This window comes from Bacillus sp. DJP31, from assembly GCF_049310945.1.
GTDB lineage: Bacteria > Bacillota > Bacilli > Bacillales > SA4 > Bacillus_BS.
The window spans coordinates 1-18,836 of sequence record NZ_JBMERO010000031.1; the positions used below are offsets into that span (position 1 = coordinate 1).

General features: G+C 34.3%; 18 protein-coding genes, 2 pseudogenes and 1 riboswitch. Of the genes and pseudogenes, 6 read left to right on the forward strand and 14 right to left on the reverse strand.

The genetic code is table 11. The features are described from left to right. The coding region (locus ACOI1C_RS19380; RefSeq protein WP_422512218.1) for a hypothetical protein at window positions 1-447 on the reverse strand (447 nt) is incomplete at its 3' end. A 598-nt stretch (window positions 448-1,045) separates the two neighbouring features. Between ACOI1C_RS19380 and ACOI1C_RS19385 the strand changes: the two genes are divergently transcribed. Beyond that, entirely contained in the window at window positions 1,046-2,920 is a 1,875-nt protein-coding gene (locus ACOI1C_RS19385) for an HsdM family class I SAM-dependent methyltransferase (RefSeq protein ID WP_422512219.1), read from the forward strand. A gap of 14 nt (window positions 2,921-2,934) precedes the next feature. On the opposite strand, the gene ACOI1C_RS19390 is transcribed toward ACOI1C_RS19385, so the two are convergent. Continuing rightward, window positions 2,935-3,396 carry an EVE domain-containing protein gene (locus tag ACOI1C_RS19390; protein WP_422512220.1) on the reverse strand — a complete coding sequence of 154 codons (462 nt, stop codon included), beginning with the start codon at window positions 3,394-3,396 and terminating at the stop codon, window positions 2,935-2,937. A gap of 258 nt (window positions 3,397-3,654) precedes the next feature. Here ACOI1C_RS19390 and ACOI1C_RS19395 point away from each other — a divergent pair, with 258 nt between their 5' ends. Then, window positions 3,655-4,551 carry a hypothetical protein gene (locus tag ACOI1C_RS19395; RefSeq protein ID WP_422512221.1) on the forward strand — a complete coding sequence of 299 codons (897 nt, stop codon included), beginning with the start codon at window positions 3,655-3,657 and terminating at the stop codon, window positions 4,549-4,551. A gap of 1,115 nt (window positions 4,552-5,666) precedes the next feature. Here ACOI1C_RS19395 and ACOI1C_RS19400 read toward each other — a convergent pair. From ACOI1C_RS19400 to ACOI1C_RS19410, 3 genes are all read right to left on the reverse strand, one after another. After that, a complete protein-coding gene (locus ACOI1C_RS19400; RefSeq protein ID WP_422512222.1) occupies window positions 5,667-5,855 on the reverse strand; it encodes a hypothetical protein in 189 nt (62 codons plus the stop codon). Then, complete coding sequence (locus tag ACOI1C_RS19405) at window positions 5,809-5,991, reverse strand: aspartyl protease family protein (protein WP_422512223.1); 183 nt, start codon at window positions 5,989-5,991, stop codon at window positions 5,809-5,811. The genes ACOI1C_RS19400 and ACOI1C_RS19405 overlap by 47 nt, the downstream gene beginning before the upstream one ends. Before the next feature lie 363 nt (window positions 5,992-6,354). Next, complete coding sequence (locus ACOI1C_RS19410) at window positions 6,355-7,608, reverse strand: Fic family protein (RefSeq protein WP_422512224.1); 1,254 nt, start codon at window positions 7,606-7,608, stop codon at window positions 6,355-6,357. A 195-nt stretch (window positions 7,609-7,803) separates the two neighbouring features. Between ACOI1C_RS19410 and ACOI1C_RS19415 the strand changes: the two genes are divergently transcribed. Next, window positions 7,804-7,932 carry a hypothetical protein gene (locus tag ACOI1C_RS19415; protein ID WP_422512225.1) on the forward strand — a complete coding sequence of 43 codons (129 nt, stop codon included), beginning with the start codon at window positions 7,804-7,806 and terminating at the stop codon, window positions 7,930-7,932. A 1,164-nt stretch (window positions 7,933-9,096) separates the two neighbouring features. On the opposite strand, the gene ACOI1C_RS19420 is transcribed toward ACOI1C_RS19415, so the two are convergent. From ACOI1C_RS19420 to ACOI1C_RS19435, 4 genes are all read right to left on the reverse strand, one after another. Beyond that, window positions 9,097-9,453 (reverse strand): nucleotide pyrophosphohydrolase, encoded by a 357-nt coding sequence (locus tag ACOI1C_RS19420; protein ID WP_422512226.1) that lies wholly within the window; start codon window positions 9,451-9,453, stop codon window positions 9,097-9,099. Between the two features lie 205 nt (window positions 9,454-9,658). Further along, window positions 9,659-10,006, reverse strand: a complete 348-nt coding sequence (locus tag ACOI1C_RS19425; RefSeq protein ID WP_422512227.1) for a DUF1643 domain-containing protein — start codon at window positions 10,004-10,006, stop codon at window positions 9,659-9,661. A gap of 10 nt (window positions 10,007-10,016) precedes the next feature. Beyond that, complete coding sequence (locus ACOI1C_RS19430; RefSeq protein ID WP_422512252.1) at window positions 10,017-10,391, reverse strand: DUF2269 family protein; 375 nt, start codon at window positions 10,389-10,391, stop codon at window positions 10,017-10,019. 82 nt (window positions 10,392-10,473) lie between these two features. After that, a complete protein-coding gene (locus ACOI1C_RS19435; RefSeq protein WP_422512228.1) occupies window positions 10,474-11,184 on the reverse strand; it encodes a hypothetical protein in 711 nt (236 codons plus the stop codon). A gap of 74 nt (window positions 11,185-11,258) precedes the next feature. Continuing rightward, window positions 11,259-11,345, reverse strand: a riboswitch (cyclic di-GMP riboswitch). 174 nt (window positions 11,346-11,519) lie between these two features. On the opposite strand from ACOI1C_RS19435, the gene ACOI1C_RS19440 reads away from it, so the two are divergent. Beyond that, window positions 11,520-12,746 carry a DUF6978 family protein gene (locus ACOI1C_RS19440; RefSeq protein ID WP_422512229.1) on the forward strand — a complete coding sequence of 409 codons (1,227 nt, stop codon included), beginning with the start codon at window positions 11,520-11,522 and terminating at the stop codon, window positions 12,744-12,746. Between the two features lie 97 nt (window positions 12,747-12,843). On the opposite strand, the gene ACOI1C_RS19445 is transcribed toward ACOI1C_RS19440, so the two are convergent. Next, window positions 12,844-13,521, reverse strand: a complete 678-nt coding sequence (locus ACOI1C_RS19445; protein ID WP_422512253.1) for a nucleotide pyrophosphohydrolase — start codon at window positions 13,519-13,521, stop codon at window positions 12,844-12,846. Between the two features lie 468 nt (window positions 13,522-13,989). Here ACOI1C_RS19445 and ACOI1C_RS19450 point away from each other — a divergent pair. Beyond that, a pseudogene (locus ACOI1C_RS19450) lies at window positions 13,990-14,105 on the forward strand (MFS transporter); the annotation flags it as partial. A 41-nt stretch (window positions 14,106-14,146) separates the two neighbouring features. Here ACOI1C_RS19450 and ACOI1C_RS19455 read toward each other — a convergent pair. Further along, a complete protein-coding gene (locus ACOI1C_RS19455; RefSeq protein WP_422512230.1) occupies window positions 14,147-14,938 on the reverse strand; it encodes a class I SAM-dependent methyltransferase in 792 nt (263 codons plus the stop codon). A 224-nt stretch (window positions 14,939-15,162) separates the two neighbouring features. On the opposite strand from ACOI1C_RS19455, the gene ACOI1C_RS19460 reads away from it, so the two are divergent. Next, window positions 15,163-15,303, forward strand: coding sequence for a hypothetical protein (locus tag ACOI1C_RS19460; RefSeq protein WP_422512254.1), 141 nt, complete (start codon window positions 15,163-15,165; stop codon window positions 15,301-15,303). 150 nt (window positions 15,304-15,453) lie between these two features. Here the strand turns inward: ACOI1C_RS19460 and ACOI1C_RS19465 are convergent, their stop codons facing one another. The 3 genes and pseudogenes from ACOI1C_RS19465 to ACOI1C_RS19475 all read right to left on the reverse strand — a co-directional run bounded on the left by ACOI1C_RS19465 (window position 15,454) and on the right by ACOI1C_RS19475 (window position 18,819). Next, complete coding sequence (locus tag ACOI1C_RS19465; protein ID WP_422512231.1) at window positions 15,454-15,864, reverse strand: hypothetical protein; 411 nt, start codon at window positions 15,862-15,864, stop codon at window positions 15,454-15,456. 28 nt (window positions 15,865-15,892) lie between these two features. Next, window positions 15,893-16,024 (reverse strand): annotated as a pseudogene (locus ACOI1C_RS19470) (restriction endonuclease); the annotation flags it as partial. Window positions 16,025-16,233: 209 nt separating this feature from the next. Continuing rightward, window positions 16,234-18,819 carry a DEAD/DEAH box helicase gene (locus ACOI1C_RS19475; RefSeq protein WP_422512232.1) on the reverse strand — a complete coding sequence of 862 codons (2,586 nt, stop codon included), beginning with the start codon at window positions 18,817-18,819 and terminating at the stop codon, window positions 16,234-16,236. Window positions 18,820-18,836: the final 17 nt, after the last annotated feature.

Here is an 18,836-nt window from a genome sequence, read left to right on the forward strand (position 1 = left end):
ATGCCTAACATCAAAAGGAAAGGGGTTATTTCGATTGCGTTCTGTAGAACAGACTAAAATAACATCCTTACCACACGCTATTGCATAACCTAGCTCAAACCAAACATTAGGATTATCTAAAGTAATTTCTGCCAAGCAAATCCTAGAATTACGAATACCCTTTTCTATATCATCTATTGGAATCACAACCCCAGGATCACGGTCTACCCTATAAGGTTCTAAATCACATGACCTAATTGCTGGAGCAAAAACCTCTTCGTAACGTTTATCAAAACGTCCCTTATCAAAAGGTTGCATAACAAAACAATAATCTCTAGACATCCACTTATCCTTACCTTTTAGTATAACTTCCATACGGAGTTTCTTATCAAATTCTTTTTGTACAATCTCTTGTAATTCATTGATAAACTTTTCTTTATAAACTATAGATATATCAGTGGGAGTCACTGCTCGTTTTCGAACGTCTAATGTAAATCCTAGGATATTTATAATTTCTGCTCAATCTTTATAAAGATTAAATATTAATTGTATTTTTTACTCTATATAGATTCGACACAGATTAGCATTTCCCCTCTAAATCTGTATTTTTTTGTAATATCCAAAATGGTATTTTATAATATTTAGGATACTGTATATTCTAAAGTTTCCTTTTATAAATGGGAGGTAGAATACCAACTCTCTTCTAGCGATTAATTGTATTAAAAAACTCATTCTCACTATAATTAATTTGAATCTAACTAACTCTATCTCTAAAATACCACTCTAGTTCAGTTTCTGACATTCTTAAAGCTTAAATTCAAAATATTGCAGGGGAAACAAGAACCGCCCCTATGCTTTCTCCTCTGGCTTACCACTATTTTTCCCCATATTAGATTTTTTCGTTTAAATCATTACTAAATCCAAGGACTATGGTATAATAGCAACAATGGAACATACGTTCCTTTTGCTTTACACAGAATTAATATTTTCCCGATTTTGTCCAATTCCCACACTTTATTTGATTTCTCAAATGTTTCATATAAAATATTTAGGATGAGGTGATCATATGACTAGTATTATTGAAACTGCTAAAAAAGTTGATTCATTAAATGTTAATCTAATTGAAAGTGAACTAATTAGGGTATTTTTAGACCAGTTTGGCATCGATGCCGAAAATATAAAGAACGAGTTTTTAAAAAGTTGTCTCCAAGACCATGATCCGGACATTCAAGAGAACTTATTAGCGATAAAAAATATTTGGACGTTAAAAGATATAGAGGATTACTTTTATTCTCTCTTTAATAAGGAAACTACCGATTCTAATGGAATAATTTTCACTCCAAACTATATAGTTGATTATATTCTTTCCGAAACTATTGAACATTACCAAAATCCAACTATATGTGATTTTTCATGTGGTACTGGAGCATTCTTAATAAGAGCAGTCGAACGTTTATATGCTAGAGATCGATCAGAAAATATTGTTAAAATAATTAAAAATAATATATTTGGAATGGACTTGTTGGAGGAAAATGTAAGAAGGACAAAAATTTTATTGACATTACTAGCACTTAGAGAGGACCAAGACAAAGATCATATTCAAATGAACATTGTTTGTTATGATAGTACAGAAAAAGATGCTATTGAAAAATTTCAGAACGATGAGATTGCTGACGGTTTTGATTGTATAGTTGGAAATCCCCCTTACATTAAGATTCAAGATTTAGATACTGAAGTGAGGAAGAAACTAAAAAACAATTATAAAACCACAACATCTGGTAGTATAAATATTTATTTTGCATTTATCGAATTAGGAGTAAACTTCTTAAAACAGGATGGTACTTTGGGTTATATTGTGCCAAACTATTTCCTTAAAATGAAATCAGCTAAGCCCCTTAGAGAGCTGTTAATTAATCAAAACTTAATTAAGAAAGTTATTGACTTTAAAGACTGCAAGTTGTTCCCTAATGCCCAAACTTATTCAGCTATTATTACACTTGATAAAAGTAAAAAAGAAAAAATTTACTATGAGATAGTTAGAGATCTTAAAAATGAAGATCTTACTGAATTAAATGATTCGCTAAAGGAATTATCTTACAGTGAGGTAGATTCAGAGACGATAAATTTATTAAATGACATTGAGAAAAATAATATCAATAAAATTGAAGAGGCTGGACTTAAACTTAAAATAAGTACTGGAATAGCTACCCAAAAAGATGGAATATATATGATTGGTCTTAGTAAAAATGATTCGATAGACGAAGAGAATCATTTTTATTCTAAATATTATAATGGCGATACTTATAATATTGAAAAAGAAATCACCGTACCTTTAATTAAGGGAGGTACAAATATTGACCATAATACTGAGGGTGTAAAGAAGAAGGTTAGAATAATATATCCATATTACAAGGATAATACTGGAAGTATTAAAGTTATTCCTGAAAGTGAATTTAAAGAGAGATACCCTTTTGCATATTCATATTTAGAGGCAGCAAGAGAAGAACTAAACACTCGAAACTCTGGTAATCCAAGCGTTTCCGTGTGGTATGAGTATGGAAGGAGTCAAGCACTGGATAGCTTTGGAGCTAAAATAATCTCACCAACAAATTCAAACAAACCAAAATTCACGTTATTTGAGGAACAAGCGTTATTCAACAATGGGTATGCAATTTATGGAATTGCATCTGAAAGTATTTTTCATGACATTATTCCTAGCTTAAAAGTGATAAACAAGATACTTAACTCAACAATCATGGATTATTATATAAAACTCACTAGTTATATGATTAGTGGTGGTTATTATTGTTATCAAAAGAAATACATTAACAATTTTTCCCTACCTCCATTAAATGCAGAAGAAATTAATTATATTGAATCATGTAATGATTCAATGGAACTTGATTTGTATTTAATAAGTAAATATAACTTAGAGCTATAAGAGAGCAGTTTATATCACTGCTCTTTTTTTTGTGCTTCATCATTAATTGTATTATAGTCTTTTTCACTAATTGTCTTTATCGATTGTCTAAAAAACAATCCCCAATAAGTTTTATTATTTATAAAGTCAAGTTGATAAATTAGTTCACTAATTAAAACAGGTTTAGTAAAAACTTTAATATCTTTTATTGGTAAAGCTGATGTAAATAATTTATAGAACTCATCTAACCCATCAATATCATTTATATAAGATCCTTCACCGGCTATTGTAAAAGAAGCATATATACACTTTCTGTTAATACCAGCCATATATAATAATATCTTGTCTTCTTTTCTAAGCTTTTTAACTCTGTGTAGAATTGGATATTTCCCATTAAAAAGCCAATACTTTTTCTCGAATAATGTTCTTACTATTTCCTCACTAGTTAAAGACATTTTAGAATTTTTTATATCATTCACAACAAAAATATAATGCATTATTATCTCCCACTTTGATTTAATGATTTTTCTTATTTCTTACCAAGAGAATTAAATTTTGACCTATTGAAGGAATCAGAGGAATACAAAAAATTATGAATTATAACCAAATTAGGATATCAACAAACACTCAAGAGCTTCCCCTCCCAAATCAGACACTTATACTATCATATTATCATAAAAGACATTTGCATTTTTTACATTTAATGTTTATATTGATAATATTGTTAAAGAGAATATAAAATGGGGGAATAATAATTGATTTACAAGACAAATAAATTATTAGATATTAATGATGTATTAATAAATATGAAAAATGATCTAGAGACATCAATTACAACTGCTACCGTTAAGGGCTCACTTGTCAATTCTAAAGGTCAACCATATGGGAATGGTCAGAAGGCAAAGGAAGCATTAATCAGATCACAAGGATTAATAAATCATTTACATGAACTCATAAAGTCTGAGCTTACTAAAGCAAACATTGATCCATCAAAAATTTTCCCTCCACTTGGAGAGAGTAAACCTGAATTAAAAATCACTGGTTTATTAAAACAAAAAAATCAAGACATCTGTGTCCAACCGACAAATATAAGTCGCGTAAAAGAAAAGATAACTTGGGGACCTTTGATACATGAAAATATTACTTGCTACTTAGGGAAAGAACTTACCGAACAAACATTAGTAATAAATATTAGAAGTCAAATGAGCAGTCTTGCAAAGAATGCTGACACGTTGTTTGAAAGAACATTTGCAGAAGCTCTAAATCTTCATGATCTTAATCCTAATCTATGCCTTGGCGAAGTTTACATGATACCCGTCAGAGAGTATGATGATGCTGCGATGGTTAGAAATGAAGTCAAATTTAAAAAGAACATAACTAATATTGCTAAGTATATTAGTTTTTTTAATTTTATTAATGGTAGATTAGACCCTACAAAGGAACACCACATGTATGAAAGATGCGCTTTATTGATTGTTGATTTTAGTTCTGATATACCTAAATTATACAATACTACTGATGAGTTAAAAAAGGATAACCTGGTATCTCAAGACTTCCCTATTGAACTTGGACAAATTTCTATAAATAATTTTATTGATGATTTACTAAATGTATACAATGAAAGATTTAATAATTTGGATATTTTCCTTTAATAGAGATATAACTAGCGAGTAATTCGCTATCCTTATATTTTTAATTGCTGATTTTCTTGTTTTCACACACTGCTTTGCAATTTCCTATATTAAACTACCTGTCACTTCCGAACCCCATATCTTGGAAGTGCACAGGCCTAATAACTCAGCAGCATTGATGACTTCACTAATCTAATTTTCTCCAAGGTTTCTAAACAGGACCAACTTTTCATTCAGTCGAAGATCCTCATCCAAGTTCAAAAATTCAGAAATGTTTCAGTGCGCTGCATTTATAGTCATGTAGCAACCAGACTACGAATTGTTAACTCCACTAATAGCTTAAACAACTTCCCTGTACCTGTTCAACTTAAACTATTAAAACCAGTTTTTATTTTCGTTCGGAACTCTTCATTGGCTAATTTGACGAACTGAAAATTACTAATATTAATATATCAAAAAGCAAAATAATTTTTAGAACTGTAAGAGGAATAGCAAATCCCCCCTCCCAACCAAAAATCACAAAATATTCTTATTCGCCCGAGGCACCAAATACGAAGGCATCTCCTCATGCAATCTCCACACAAAGCTTATTGGCTTATTACCATAATGCCTAACATAATCAACGTTTCCTAAAAATATAAATGGCGAAGTAATTTCGGGTGGTGACAGGCACCCAAAACTTGTGGTGAACAATTTTTTAAAGATTTGGGGTTAGATTTGCTAGCATTACGAAAAAAACGACGTTCATTTTCACGCGTGTACTTAGACTGGAGTGAGAGGCAGCATCATCTCGCTGGTACTTTGGGAAGCGCTCTAGCTATTCATTGTTTTGAAAAACAGTGGATTACTCACCTACCCGCTACTCGAGCTATCAAAATTACGGATAAAGGAAAAACTGGTTTTAAAGAGTATTTTACTATTCATCAGCTTTAAATGCCAAAGTAAATAAAAAAGCGCCTAAAGCATAGATTTTGTAAAATAAAGCATGTGCCTGGCACTTATTCTTCTTCACTTGAAAACAGTTCTCCCGAGAATTCTTGAGCCGATTTAAATGGAAGGTGCCTGGCACTTTATTGTTCGCATCTTTTCCCTCCGCTCAAACAAAGTTATGCCTTTTCTATCAAAGTATTCTCTTATTAATTCCGCTTTGCGTTTAACTCCTCAAAATCAATTATCATTCCGGATCTAACCATAAAATCAACACCAAGTATCCCATTAAATCCATAAGTTTCTTTTGTAATCCCTAGCTGCAATTGAAAAGTATCCATCTGAAAGTCATCAACTTTTAGATCGGTTACTGATTGATTGCTCATAACACAATTCACTTTCTCCACCTACACCGTACATTCTTCTAGGCCTTACTGCTGTTCGATCAATTGTGATTCCAATCTTCTCCACTTCATCTGTATCAAAAATAGTATTTGAACTTCCAGTATCTAACAGGACATCATTTAAATACATGATTTCCCCCTTAAAAGCAAGAGAAACAGAAACTATAGGTAAGCCATCAGTTTGTAAGGAGACTAATTGAAGAATATAAGGCAGAGGTACGATTATATTATAAGTAAGTGCAAAATTTTGTCAAGAAATAACTGAGTTCATGCTTCAGAGAGACGTGGAGATGGGTCCTTGTCCCTGCACTATTTGGGACGCAGTGCCTGTCCCCTCGTCCCATAAATCGTAAATTGCAATAGTAAATGTAACAACATGAAAAACGATTTAAACCAGTGTTAGTGATGATATTCTGCGTAACTTTATATGGAGTGTCGAGCATGATAGAATTGGCTAGGGCAGCCAGGTACAGTAATTTGATGTGCCTAGCACTTACTCCGTGTACCCCTTTGTCCCCAGGTATTTAAAAATAAATTTTTTCCCATTTTTCATTTTTTTAAAAATACCTAATGATTCAAGTTCGGATAAGTCCCGTCTAGCTGTTTCGTAGGATACTTTCATCCGTTTCCTGTACTCCTCAATTGTCAGGAGGTTGTTATCTTTTCTTTTCAATATATTTAAGATTTTTGTTTGTCTGGTATTTAGATATATTTCATCATTCTTTAAATTCATTATAAGGATTTCATGATTTAGTTCCTTAACTAGCTTTTCAATAACTTCACTTACGGATGTATTCGTCATCTCTAAGTATGCCTTGATAAAGTAGGTCATATCACTACTAAAGTCTTCACTATCTTTAATTGCTTTATAATACTTCTTTCGTTTTTGGTTCACGACACTTGATATAGAGAAAAACGTAAAGAAATCATATCCCTGCTGAAGTAGATACATATAAGAAAAAGCCCTTGCCACCCTTCCATTACCATCAAAGAAAGGATGCACGTATACGATATAGTAGTGAATAATACAGGATTTAATAAGTGGATGAATAAAGGTACTCTCGTCTCCGATGAAGGTGAACAAAGAATTCATCATCTGTTGGACATCTTCATCTTTCGGAGCAGTATAAATGGGCATTGTATTAATTGCATTTTCATCCATGATACACACTAAATCATCTCTATACTTTTCTGAAATTTCATCTGGTTCAAGAGTATTCTCGGTAATGATATTGTGCAGCTTCAGAAAAAGCTCCACATTTAGAGAAGTATTAATGTTCTCTAAAATATATAGGAGTCCATTATAGTTATTTAGAATCATACGTTCACTTTTGTTTTTTGGATCCTTTGTATCAACCAATTCTCTTGTTCTCTTCTTGGTTGAAAACGCCCCTTCAATAACACTAGAATAAAAAGCCTCATCAATTAAACTATCAAATACCACGTTCTTATGAATTTCACTCGAAACAATTCTTCTCAATTCATCCTTAGCACGAAAATCAATTTCATGAATAGTACTATCAATTGAGGGAGTGACTACATACCAAAGATTATTCCCATTCTGGTCCAATAATGCAGTTTTCCGTCCTTGCATTCTTCTCTTACTCAAAATATCTTCCCATATTGATTTTTGGTAAGGTAGAAGATTTGTCTGAAGCCTATAAAGAATTTCGGGTTGGCTTAGATACCGATCTAATGTAAATGAATTGTATAGATGATCCACGGTTTCTTGGTCATATTTTTGCAAACCGTTCCCCCCCATTTGTTCTTAGTTCCATCCTTGACTGTTAATACTAAGTTTATACTAGTTACCCCTAGTTTTCTACTAATTTGCTACTAATTATAATTGTTTTAATTGATTTATCTTAGCCATCTCCATCTCTTTGGAGGCAAACGAAATTACTTAGAAATTTTCAGTGGAGAAGTAATAAGGAAGGAATTGTTGATTCAAGTCAGAACCATAAAAGAAGAGATGGCCGATGTATTAATCTTTCTTCATCAACTTGCTGATAGTATTGGTGTGGGGACTTATAAGAGAGAGCATATGAGAAAATGGAGAAGAATGCTTTGAAGTATCCAGTGTCGTTTAGATCAGTTTCATCAACTGATAATCTTAAAGTTACTCGCCTTAAGGGAAACCTGTGTGATATAGGATTTACATCTGACGGAAAAGGACTTGCTTCATCCAAAATATCGGCCTCAGACACCTAAACCAATTATTGAAGAATTCGAAATTGAAATACCATAATTTATTTAGCCCTTTCCGCGGGAAGGATTACTACCTTTTAGCGTGATTTTGATTTTACTGCCTGGTTTATACTTGGTCTTTTCAAGATGGGGTTGGGAGAATGCATGTGTAGATCTTTCACATGTGCCTGGTACTATTAATATAGTGCATAGAACTTTCCGGTAATGGAAGGTTCCGTACATGTTTTTTTCCCTAATAAAACAAACTGATTATCCCACTAGCTCAGAATAAATAGTCGTAACCTATTTGTTGGTGTTTTTTCTTAAGGTTCTTTCTTAGATGGTGTTTTTTAAAAATATTCTTTGGTGAATTCTTACCTTTAAAATAATTAGGTTGATTGGAACGGAAGGTGCTCGACTCCTGCGGGAGCAGTGGAACAGGTGAGACCTAGGCTTTTTCACGATAGTGAAAAGAGCCTTCCGTCCCTTGCGCCGAGGAGGCTCACCGCCCACCCCGGGGAATGGTGCAGCCTCTCGTTACAATCAACCCCTATTCTAAAAAGCAAAAAATTTTCTGAAAACAGCTTTTTTTAAAACAATTGATTTCGGAGTATATCATTCTGAGTTAAAGGGATAAGATTAGACTTCCATCCCTTTCGTCTCGGAATTTAGTGATGGTTTCTTTGGGTTATTTCATTTAAATATCTCCTTTTGAATTTAAAGACAGAAAATACCCTTTATAAGATTGTTCCTCTCCTATTGTCTAGAAATTCTAAGTAAACTTAATAACAACCTGTGAAACAAAGAAGTGACACAAGAAAGACCGGGTGGTGAAATGCAACACAAACAATCAAGCCCATATTTAGTTGGACTACTTATTCTATACAGCCACAAACTCTATAACCCTATCAATCTTCGACAAATTTCGAGTGGTGACAGGCACCAAAACTAAAAAAAACCGAAAAGCACTTAAGCTTAACGGTTGTTTAATCCTTTAAATTAGTTGTTTTTTAAAGAAGTAGGTTAGTCGTTCTCCCACCACACTGATTCAGTTTCCTTTGATTCCTGTAATAATAAGATCCTCACTCTTAGAAATTGAAATCTCTGATTGTTGTGGCACTGGATACTTTAACGCATTCTTCTCCATTTTCTTGTAAGCTTCTTCTTCTAAGTCCACACCCATACTATCAGCAAGTTGAAGAAGATAAATCAATACATCCGCCATCTCTTCTTTTATGTTCTGCCTTGATTCATCAATTGCTTCCTCACTGCTTCTCCACTGAAAATTCTCTAAGAGCTCATTTGCTTCCAATGATATGGAAATGGCTATGTCCTTTGGGTGGAGATTAGTTTTCCAACCTCGTTCATCACGGAATTGAGTGATGGTTTTTGTTAATTGCTTCATTAAAAGGATCCCCTTTCAAACTAAAGACAAAATTCACTTAAAAGATTCTGCCTTTTCAATTGCATGTGAACTTCCTCCAAATAATCTTAATGCCATATTGGTATGAAAGTAAAGATTATAACACATCTATCTATAAAATATAAAATTGGCCGAAGTATAAGACTCCTGCTTTAGCTTATCTCTTGATCACATGAAACTAAGTTTTCTATTTAACATCTAAAAAACCACATAATTCTAAGTCATTTCCTAAACGACTAGGATGTCTGCCCATTTTGTTTTCTTTATCCTTAAAACACATTAATGTACTAGTGCTTGTATTTAGTAACTCTAATAATTCTTTTTTTCTACGAACATATTTACTCTTATCGCTACCCCATGCCATTATTATTGTGTCCGTATCTTCTATGGCTTTACGGATGTAAATGTCTGTTTCAATCCTAGTAATATCTTTGTTATTCGATAGTCCCTCCGGATCAGTTGTAATATAAGAAAATAAATTCACTATCATTAAACTTCCATATCCCTTGTCAATCAAGAAATTACTAACCTTCATTACGGAAGTGTCAATCTAATAATTCTCTTGATGGGACATCATTCGTTTCAGCATTGGCTGCGTTTAATATCTCTTTAAATCGGCGCAAATTAATGATTGGCCCCATAAATGTCATGACGACCAACGTTGCTATCGAAAGATCTACCCATCCATTTCCCCAACCCCAGGTGGAGAAGACCAAGTATAAACCAGGCAGTAAAATAAATATCACGCTAAAAGGAAGTAACCCGTCTAACCTCACAGATAAGGCAGCCCAGTTCCGTAATCTTTCTGTCTTTGCAGAATGAAGCATTGAAATCATAGCCAGTAACGTAATTCCGACGGCAACAAACATAATAATTGTTCCTAAGATATGTAAAAATAAAACGATGTTATATATTATAATTCCTCACATCCCTTTGGACTATTTCTTCTAATTTATCATATTTATTGGGAGTAAAGTCCTGATTTTACCAAAAAGTAGTATCCTATCCTTTCACTCGATAATCCGGATTACCCTGCACCCAACCACCGTTTGTATTGACAGAAGAATCACCGTCTCCATCAACCCAAATAGTTGTCCCGTTAGGTAACGTCCGCCAATGTGGTTCTACATGATGTGAATTGGGATTATCAACATGATTTACATTTTCATTAGCAGGTGCTTCAACAGATGGTTGATGAGCTGCAACCTGATGGACATTACTTGATTCCGTGTTACCTTCTGCCATGTTATTTCCACTATCAGCACTTACTCCATCCGTACCATCTACTATATCTATTACTCCAAATGATAGTACGCCTACTGCCCCCGCCATTAAGAGACCCTTAGCTCCACTTTTCAGTCTTTCATTGTCCCCATCGATTACGCCGGTCACAACATTTGCACCGTTTTCAACAATATTAACAACCGTATGTCCTGCTGCTTTTGCCGTATCACCTACTGCTCTGCCAAGATCACCAAGACCTCTATCAAGCTTTTGTTCATCTTGTGTTACGATCGATGTCCCTATATCCCAAACGCCACTTGCTGCTTCACCTAATTTATCTCCGGCAAAATAGGAGGCATTTTTAACACCATCTCCAATTTCTTCAATAAATTTACTCCCTGTAACTTCACCCGTAAATTTAACGGCTCCTCCTACTACTTCCCCTGCAACAGCACCAACAAATGATCCTAACCCTTTTAAAAACCCCATGAAAACACCCCTTAAGTAAAATAAAAAAAGACTAATCCCAATAAAAAGAATTAGTCTTTCAAATGAAAGAATCCTTCGGTAATCCGGCCATCTTAGACGTATTTGCCCTTAGATCCGTGATTTTGCGTCCTCATATTTCTATGAGTTTGCCGTTATCGAGATATTTTACAAACTATATACCTATGACTATATTACCATATGTGGAAAAATATGAAAATACCTAAATAGTGTTACTCAGATTTATTGAATTAACTGGAAGAACATTCGACATGTCTCGACACCATTTTATTATTTATAACTGCCATAATCTATCTATGAATATAGGAGTGAAACAAATGTTGACTCAAGCTGAAGCAAATATGTTGATTTCTTCATTGAAACAACTGCTTACTGATATAAATATAATTAATTTTCCCGAACCAGGGGATAAATTGTTATTAAGTTGTAAGGATGGAAATAATAATACCTATATGATTGATGTAACTCGCGGTAGTATTAAACCCACAAAAAGTACTTTTCAAACCAGACATCGTAAGACTACAGTATTAGTAAGAGTAGATATTGATGGTCCACCACTTGATAACCCTGATGGGGAAGAAGTCCCTTGCCCCCACATCCATATATATCGTGAAGGATTTGAAGATAGGTGGGCTTTTCCTCTAGATGTAAAAATAAAAACAAATACAAAAGATTTGATACAAGTACTCATAGATTTCTTTACATACAATAATATTAGTAATAGACATGAGTTATCATTCAAGGAGGGGATTTATTTGATGGCGTCTAAAGATAATTTAAAAGAGTTATACATTGATTGGCTTAACTCTAAGATTTCATATAAAGATATTGAGTCTGGCACTATTGAAATTACTACTCCCTTCCTTGATCGACATAATGATCGACTACAAATCTATGCAGTTCCTATAGAAAACGGAGAGATAAAATTAACTGATGATGGATTTATTTTGTCAGATTTACAGTTGTCCGGATTTGAATTAGGGAGCTCTAAGAAACGGAAGCAATTATTCAACACCATTATTAATGGATATGGTGTATCATTTAATCCAGAACTCAACGAACTTCAAATCATAACTGACTTAAAAAACTTTCCTAGAAAGAAACATATGTTAATGCAGGCAATGATGACTGTTAACGACATGTTTATGACTTCAAAATCTACTGTATCTAGTCTGTTTGTAGAAGATGTTGGAAACTTCTTGGAAGCGAATGATATTAGATATAATGAAAATATACTACTAGCAGGAAAAAGCGGTTATAATCATAACTTTAACTATTTAATTCCACATTATAAAAAAGCACCTGAACGAGTTATTCATACAATGAATATACCTTCTAAAGGGAATCTCTCAAATGTTATCTTTTCTTGGAGTGATACCCGAGACTTACGAAATAAACTATCTTATAAGTCGGACCTACACATCTTTATTAATGATCAAGAAAGAAGTGTTGATGATAATATATTAAATGCCTTTAAAATTGAAAGTATTAACCCAATCCTTTGGAGTAATCGACAAGCTATGATCGATATATTAAGTGCATAAAAGATAAACCAAATCTATTGAATGATTGGTTTATCTTTTTCAATCTTGTTGTACTGGCCAGTTAATTAATATTACTACAGCCATTCTTTTTGGGGGATTATAAGATGAAACCAGTAGACCCTCTTTCATTCCTACAAATCCCAGCCCAATCTAAACCAAAACCTGGTTCAAAGGCGGATTCACCTTCCTTGACATTATGAGCAATGTATCCCTCTCCTGAATCGAGTGTTAAACCTACACTCCCAAGCTTTCCGGCTCTAGCATTTCCTTTTTTCGCCTTACCGCCATTACTTACCACAAGTTCAACCGCTGCTATAAATGCCTCCAATGTGAGCTGGTTGGGCACTGGAATCTTGGTTGAAGCAAGTGATGTGAACCAGATATCACACTGCTCTCCCTTAAGAAGCAGGATTGTCGTTCTTCCACCGCACTGATTTAGTTTCTCTTTCATTCGAGTAATAATGAGATTCTCTTGTTCCGAGACTAAAATTTCTGACTTTTGTGGCACTGGATACTTTAACGCATTCTTCTTTATTTCCTTGTAGGCTTCCTCTTCTAAGTCCACACCCATACTATCAGCAAGTTGAAGAAAATAGATCAATACATCTGCCATCTCTTCTTTAATGTTCTGCCTTGATTCAGCAATTGCTTCCTCATTAGTTCTCCACTGGGAATTTCCAAGTAATTCGTTTGCCTCTAAAGAGATCGAGATGGCTAAGTCCTTTTGTTTGTGATTAGACTTCCATCCTCTCTCGTCTCTGAATTTAGTGATGATTTTTGTGAGTTGTTTCGTTAAGGTTTCTCCTTCCGAAAATAAGACAGAATCCCCTTACAAGGTTCTGCCTCACCTATTGTTTAGAAGTTCTAAGTAATCTATATCATGACATAAAAATATGGTTATGTACTGACCGCTGACAAGGAAACGTAAAAATAATTCTCAATATTGTATTACCATTGTTCAGTCAAAATAAACTTAGCCAACTTGACGGTTACAATCAAAACAACCTGTGGAACACGGCTGTGACACAAGAAAAAACGGGTGGTGCAAATGCACCCCAAACAACCAACCACCCTATTCAGTTGCACTACTTACTCTATCACAGCCTTAATCTCTATAATCCTATCAACATTCGACAAATTCCGGGTGGTGACAGGCACCAAAACTAATACAAGCATTCCGAAACCCACTAGGTACCAGGCACTCTCCATTTATTTGGAGAGTGCCTGGTACCTTTTCCCTATCACACCAATACATATGGGACACCATGGACATGGTTTGAATAATTAGGACTTGTCAGTGGATTTCATATAGGTGCTATGTTTTTGCCCTCGTTAGTAACTGGTTTTCTTGTTGATAAAACCATTCTGTTCAGATAAAGGCTTAGATTGAAAAAAAATAATCATGTTGTTTTTTGTATAATAAAGTGGGAAAAGAAAGCGATATCTTTAAAAGGACTCATTTTTCCTAGTTCTAATTCAAGTGCAAGAAGATCATCAACATGACGGGCATGCTTTAGAGTACTGTTTTCATGAAGATAATCAAACACACATCGAACCCCATAGTGCTTAGTCAATTGCAATTTCAGAAGATCAAACCATTTGTAGTACGTCTCTGTACTGTATTGATGAACAACAGCACCAATTAGAGGGTTGAATTCCTGTTCTTTTCCAATGGCTTCCTTTGCCTGAATTATATCTTCTTCTACAATAGCTTTTTTTAAAACCTTAGACGCAGGATTGTGATTGATGATTGAAATATAACCATCTTTTGTAAGAAGCGATTGAAGTTTTTCCAAGATCTCTGTAGGATTTTCTATATATCCAAGAACATTGTGACAAAGAATAAAATCAAAAGTTTCACTTTCGAGTGTACGTTCTAAACTAGTAAGATCCCCGAGTAGAAACATTATGTTTTTACCCTTTTCCTCAGCTTTTTGTTTGGCAGTTTCAATCATATCTGGGGTAATATCGATGCCTGTTACTTGATGTCCGAGTTCTGATAGCCAAATACTTGTTATCCCAAATCCACACCCGATATCTAGGATTCTTAATGGTTTTTCTTTGTTGAAATGGCTTTCTATCTGATTCCATGTGATGGAATAAAAGAGTTTTCCAGACGGGCTTTCAACATCACTAAGATAGTCAGGTAAACTTTGCGTAAATGCGTCAATTAAATTTTGCTTCTGTTGCATAGTTGCACCTACCTCATTTATCTCCTTGGTTTCAATAATTCATTGTTTTACATTTTATCATATTTATACAATGCCTGAATTATTCACCGATATTTTAAAATAGGCTACAAATGCCTATTTCATTGATTTTCTTGCCCTTTGTTATGCATGAAAAAAATGAAAAAAGAATCCGTTTCTGCTAAGGTTAAATCACCATAAAATAACCAACAGACAGGATTCTTATAATGGCTACTTTACCGCAATTAACACTTGACTTCAATCGTCAAATAAAAGTATCGAATGATGGAGGTTCTCTTTCTTCTGATACAGGTACTCTCCTTTTTAGAGGGTTCGAAGTTGTTGGTAGACGCGCTTCCTTTTTGTAGCTACTTTTAGGTACTAGATAAGATAAATTACAATCTAAAAACCTATTATCAGTTAAATATCTTAGAAAGCTTCTTAAGGAAGAGAGCATACAGTGGATAGTAGATTTAGAATAGAAACCTAGGCCATTGATAAAACCTAGAATATGTTGCTTACCCAGATCTGAGAATGTTTAGAACTTGGTTTGAATTAAGATAGCCCAATAATCTATGAAGATACAGTTTGTTACTAGTTACAGTATCCTCTGACATCCCCTGTGATTTCCTGTAAATCAAAAAACCTAGAATTAGGTTTCCGATTTCTCCTTCAAAGTGATAAGGCTTCCGAACAGACCTGAAATTAATAATACCTGTAGTCTGATACTCAGTAAGTACATTGACACAGCGAATGATATCCTTTTCCTTTCGGGTAAGTTCTGAAAAAGATCTCTTATCAAATATACTACTTAAAAATGCGTCACCAACCTTTACTTCATAGAATTCAATCGAATTTTCTAACATGAATTGCTCGATTAATGCCCAACCACGCTGATAAAACTTAACTATTGTTTTGGTGAGAAGCACGAGAACCGTCCACATGCTTCATAATTAGCATATCCTCTTTAGATAGATAATGTTTTGGATTACCGAGTTTAGGCCAACCAATCGATGCTATTCCTTTCTCTTTCCAAACAGGTATTAACTCATTATTATCTCCAGCTCGAATCATCCACCACTTTGTCATTTATTTCCGCTCCTATCCTATAAATATAACTCTAGCATATACTAAAAATGGATTAGTCTAAATGCTAGAGTGAATTTGTAGTTGTGCTGTAAAAGTAGATTAACTAATACAATATAAACCGATAAAATTCAGCTTTAATGAAGATCCATTGCGTCAGGGGTATTCAAGTAACATTTCGAAGGTTCTATTGTAGGACCCATGCAGACTCTTCAAGTTCCTAAAACTAACACCTCATCAGCAACTATGCTCTCCATCAACAAGATCCCCCCTGATTTATCAAGAGAATCATTGTTCCTCTCACAGAATGATAGGTGTGTACAGTTGGGACATCCATTGGAGCATGGACAGGATTTTAGAATCTCTAATCCCTTTTTTAGAATGTGTAAAAGTCTTTGTTCGACTACTTCCATTATTCCTGCACCACCTCCGCTTGTTTCGTAGCAGACAATCGTCGGTATGAAGTTAAACTCTTTTAGATTAAATGAAGATAGTAATGAAAAATCGCTATGTGAACATTTAACGATTGTTGGAATTGCGGATGCAATTGCATGTTCAATAACATGTAATGTTCCTTCATTAATTTCATTAGTGTTATCTCTTTTTAGTTGAATCCACAGACCTTCAGTCGAATATTTCACAGGATACATATTGCCATCCTCTATTAAATCCGTGCTAGAACCGCCAAATAAGTTCACCTTTTTGTAGCCCCATAACCTTCTTGTTATTTCAAGCCTTCCTCTACCTAATTCGACTAGATGGTTGAGATTGCTCCTAGTAACTTCTTCTACAACATAAATAGAATCATTGATCTGAGACCTCGTTGTATAATCAGCTTTAAATGGAGCTGTCAAGATTTCATTATTTCTCTGTGATATTCTAGTTACTTTATATGTTCTCTGATTATAAAGGAATACAGCTCCATAGTGATAATCTCTTAATAAGGACCGCTCATCTACACCCTCGTAAAGATGTTCACTGGTAGATGTACATACAACTGAGTATAATTTGCTAGTGCTTAAAAGGTTATTATATTTTAGATCGGGAATTTTTAGTGACCATGTTCCCCTACCTATTTCCTCCATACTATCGGAGAATCCCTCTGCTTTTCGGGCAGCGGATACTTTAAAATAATTATGGGCTGAAGTAATTTTCCCATTAACTTCATGGGCTGCATATTGCATATGCTCAGAAACTATATTCGAATTTGCTACATCGATAGTTACCTGTTCTGGTGCTCGTTCCATGAATTCAACTGGGTTTGATGCATAATATTGTTCCAATGGATATTCATTAAAGATCTGAATAACAAGTCCAGGTCCTTTCCTTCCTACTCGACCAGCTTGCTGTAAGAAACTAGCTTTGTTACCCGCATATCCGATCATGATACAAAGATTCAAATCACCTATGTCAATTCCCATTTCAAGGGCCGATGTAGAGACTAAACCTAACAATTCTCCTTTTTTCAATCTATCCATTACTTCCTGCTTTTTATGGGAGTTCAATTGGGCATGGAAAGGCGAAAATAATTCGAATGGAATATCTACTCCTTGTCCTTGTGATATCTCCCCTAATTTTGAACGGATAGCATTATTCAATTCAAAGCTAGCATTTGTAGTTGCTCGTCTATTTCCATAAAACATGATTGTTTTAGGTAACATCCTATAGCTCTCTGTCAAAAGTCCCAGAATTTCAATTGCTTCAGAGATTGGTGCTCGACGGGTTCTGTGTTCTGATTTTTGTTCAAGCATCCCAGGATTCCACAATAGTATTTCTCGCTCGTATAAGGGACTACCATCCTTATCTATTAGAGAAAATTCATTCCGCCCCTTTAACCCAGTAATTTCTTCAGCCAATTCTTTAGGGTTTCCAATGGAAGCAGAGCAAGCAATGAATTGCAGATCTGTATTCCCTAATGCTTTACATAAAATTCTCAACCTTCGTAACAACATTGCCACTTTTGATCCCAACACTCCGTTATAGGCATGAAGTTCATCTAGTACCACTAATTTTAAGTTTTTAAAGAACCTTATAAAATGATTCTTACTCTTAAAATGGACTGCACCCTGAAGTATGAAATGTAAATAATGGACGTTTGTTAGCCAGTATCTAGCGTTTTGGTAGGTTAATTCTTTTGTAAGGTCTGATTTCCCTCCTTCGAGAACTCCAGCTTTAATGATTTTATTTCCAAGATTAATTGTTTTATAGGCAAAGGATGTATTCTCACCATTGATTTCATCATTATAAAAATCAAGTGATTGAAGCTGATCCCTTGTTAAGGCTTTTAGTGGTGACAAATAAAGAACAGTTGAATCTTCGTCATTCAAGAACAATTCAAGAGAAGGAATTGTATAGATCATAGATTTACCGGATGCTGTACCAGTTGAGATAATGACATTCTCACCATTTCTAACCCTATTAATAGCCTCTGCTTGATGAGAATATAATCTTTCAATCCCTCTATCTTTCAACTTATTAGACAGTGCTTCAGGTAAAGGCCTATCTAATTCTCCAAAAACTGGTTCACTATTCGATATGGAATATTGTTCTACATTTGAACCCAATTTTTCACCGACATTTTTAATCTTATTAACAACCTCTTTAATAGAGTAATCTTGAAAGGACCATGTTTCCATGCGGTTATCCTTGAATAATATCCTCTCTTCAGTACTTAGGAATTCCTCATTAATATGAGAGCTACACTCTTGGCAGTAAACGCCATCAACCAGCTGAACCTCGTTTTCTTTTATCCAAGAATCTAGACGAATTCCGTTAGAAGGTTGTCTAATCTTTCTCATGAAAGTAGCCCTTTTAT

Bases quoted from the DNA above. Each gene is read 5' to 3' on its own strand.
- ACOI1C_RS19475 (WP_422512232.1), bottom strand. From the start codon at position 18,819: ATGAGAAAGATTAGACAACCTTCTAACGGAATTCGTCTAGATTCTTGG.
- ACOI1C_RS19460 (WP_422512254.1), top strand. From the start codon at position 15,163: ATGGCTACTTTACCGCAATTAACACTTGACTTCAATCGTCAAATAAAA.
- ACOI1C_RS19455 (WP_422512230.1), bottom strand. From the start codon at position 14,938: ATGCAACAGAAGCAAAATTTAATTGACGCATTTACGCAAAGTTTACCT.
- ACOI1C_RS19390 (WP_422512220.1), bottom strand. From the start codon at position 3,396: ATGCATTATATTTTTGTTGTGAATGATATAAAAAATTCTAAAATGTCT.
- ACOI1C_RS19440 (WP_422512229.1), top strand. From the start codon at position 11,520: ATGTTGACTCAAGCTGAAGCAAATATGTTGATTTCTTCATTGAAACAA.
- ACOI1C_RS19420 (WP_422512226.1), bottom strand. From the start codon at position 9,453: ATGAAGCAATTAACAAAAACCATCACTCAATTCCGTGATGAACGAGGT.
- ACOI1C_RS19405 (WP_422512223.1), bottom strand. From the start codon at position 5,991: ATGTATTTAAATGATGTCCTGTTAGATACTGGAAGTTCAAATACTATT.
- ACOI1C_RS19435 (WP_422512228.1), bottom strand. From the start codon at position 11,184: ATGGGGTTTTTAAAAGGGTTAGGATCATTTGTTGGTGCTGTTGCAGGG.
- ACOI1C_RS19385 (WP_422512219.1), top strand. From the start codon at position 1,046: ATGACTAGTATTATTGAAACTGCTAAAAAAGTTGATTCATTAAATGTT.
- ACOI1C_RS19425 (WP_422512227.1), bottom strand. From the start codon at position 10,006: ATGAAGGTTAGTAATTTCTTGATTGACAAGGGATATGGAAGTTTAATG.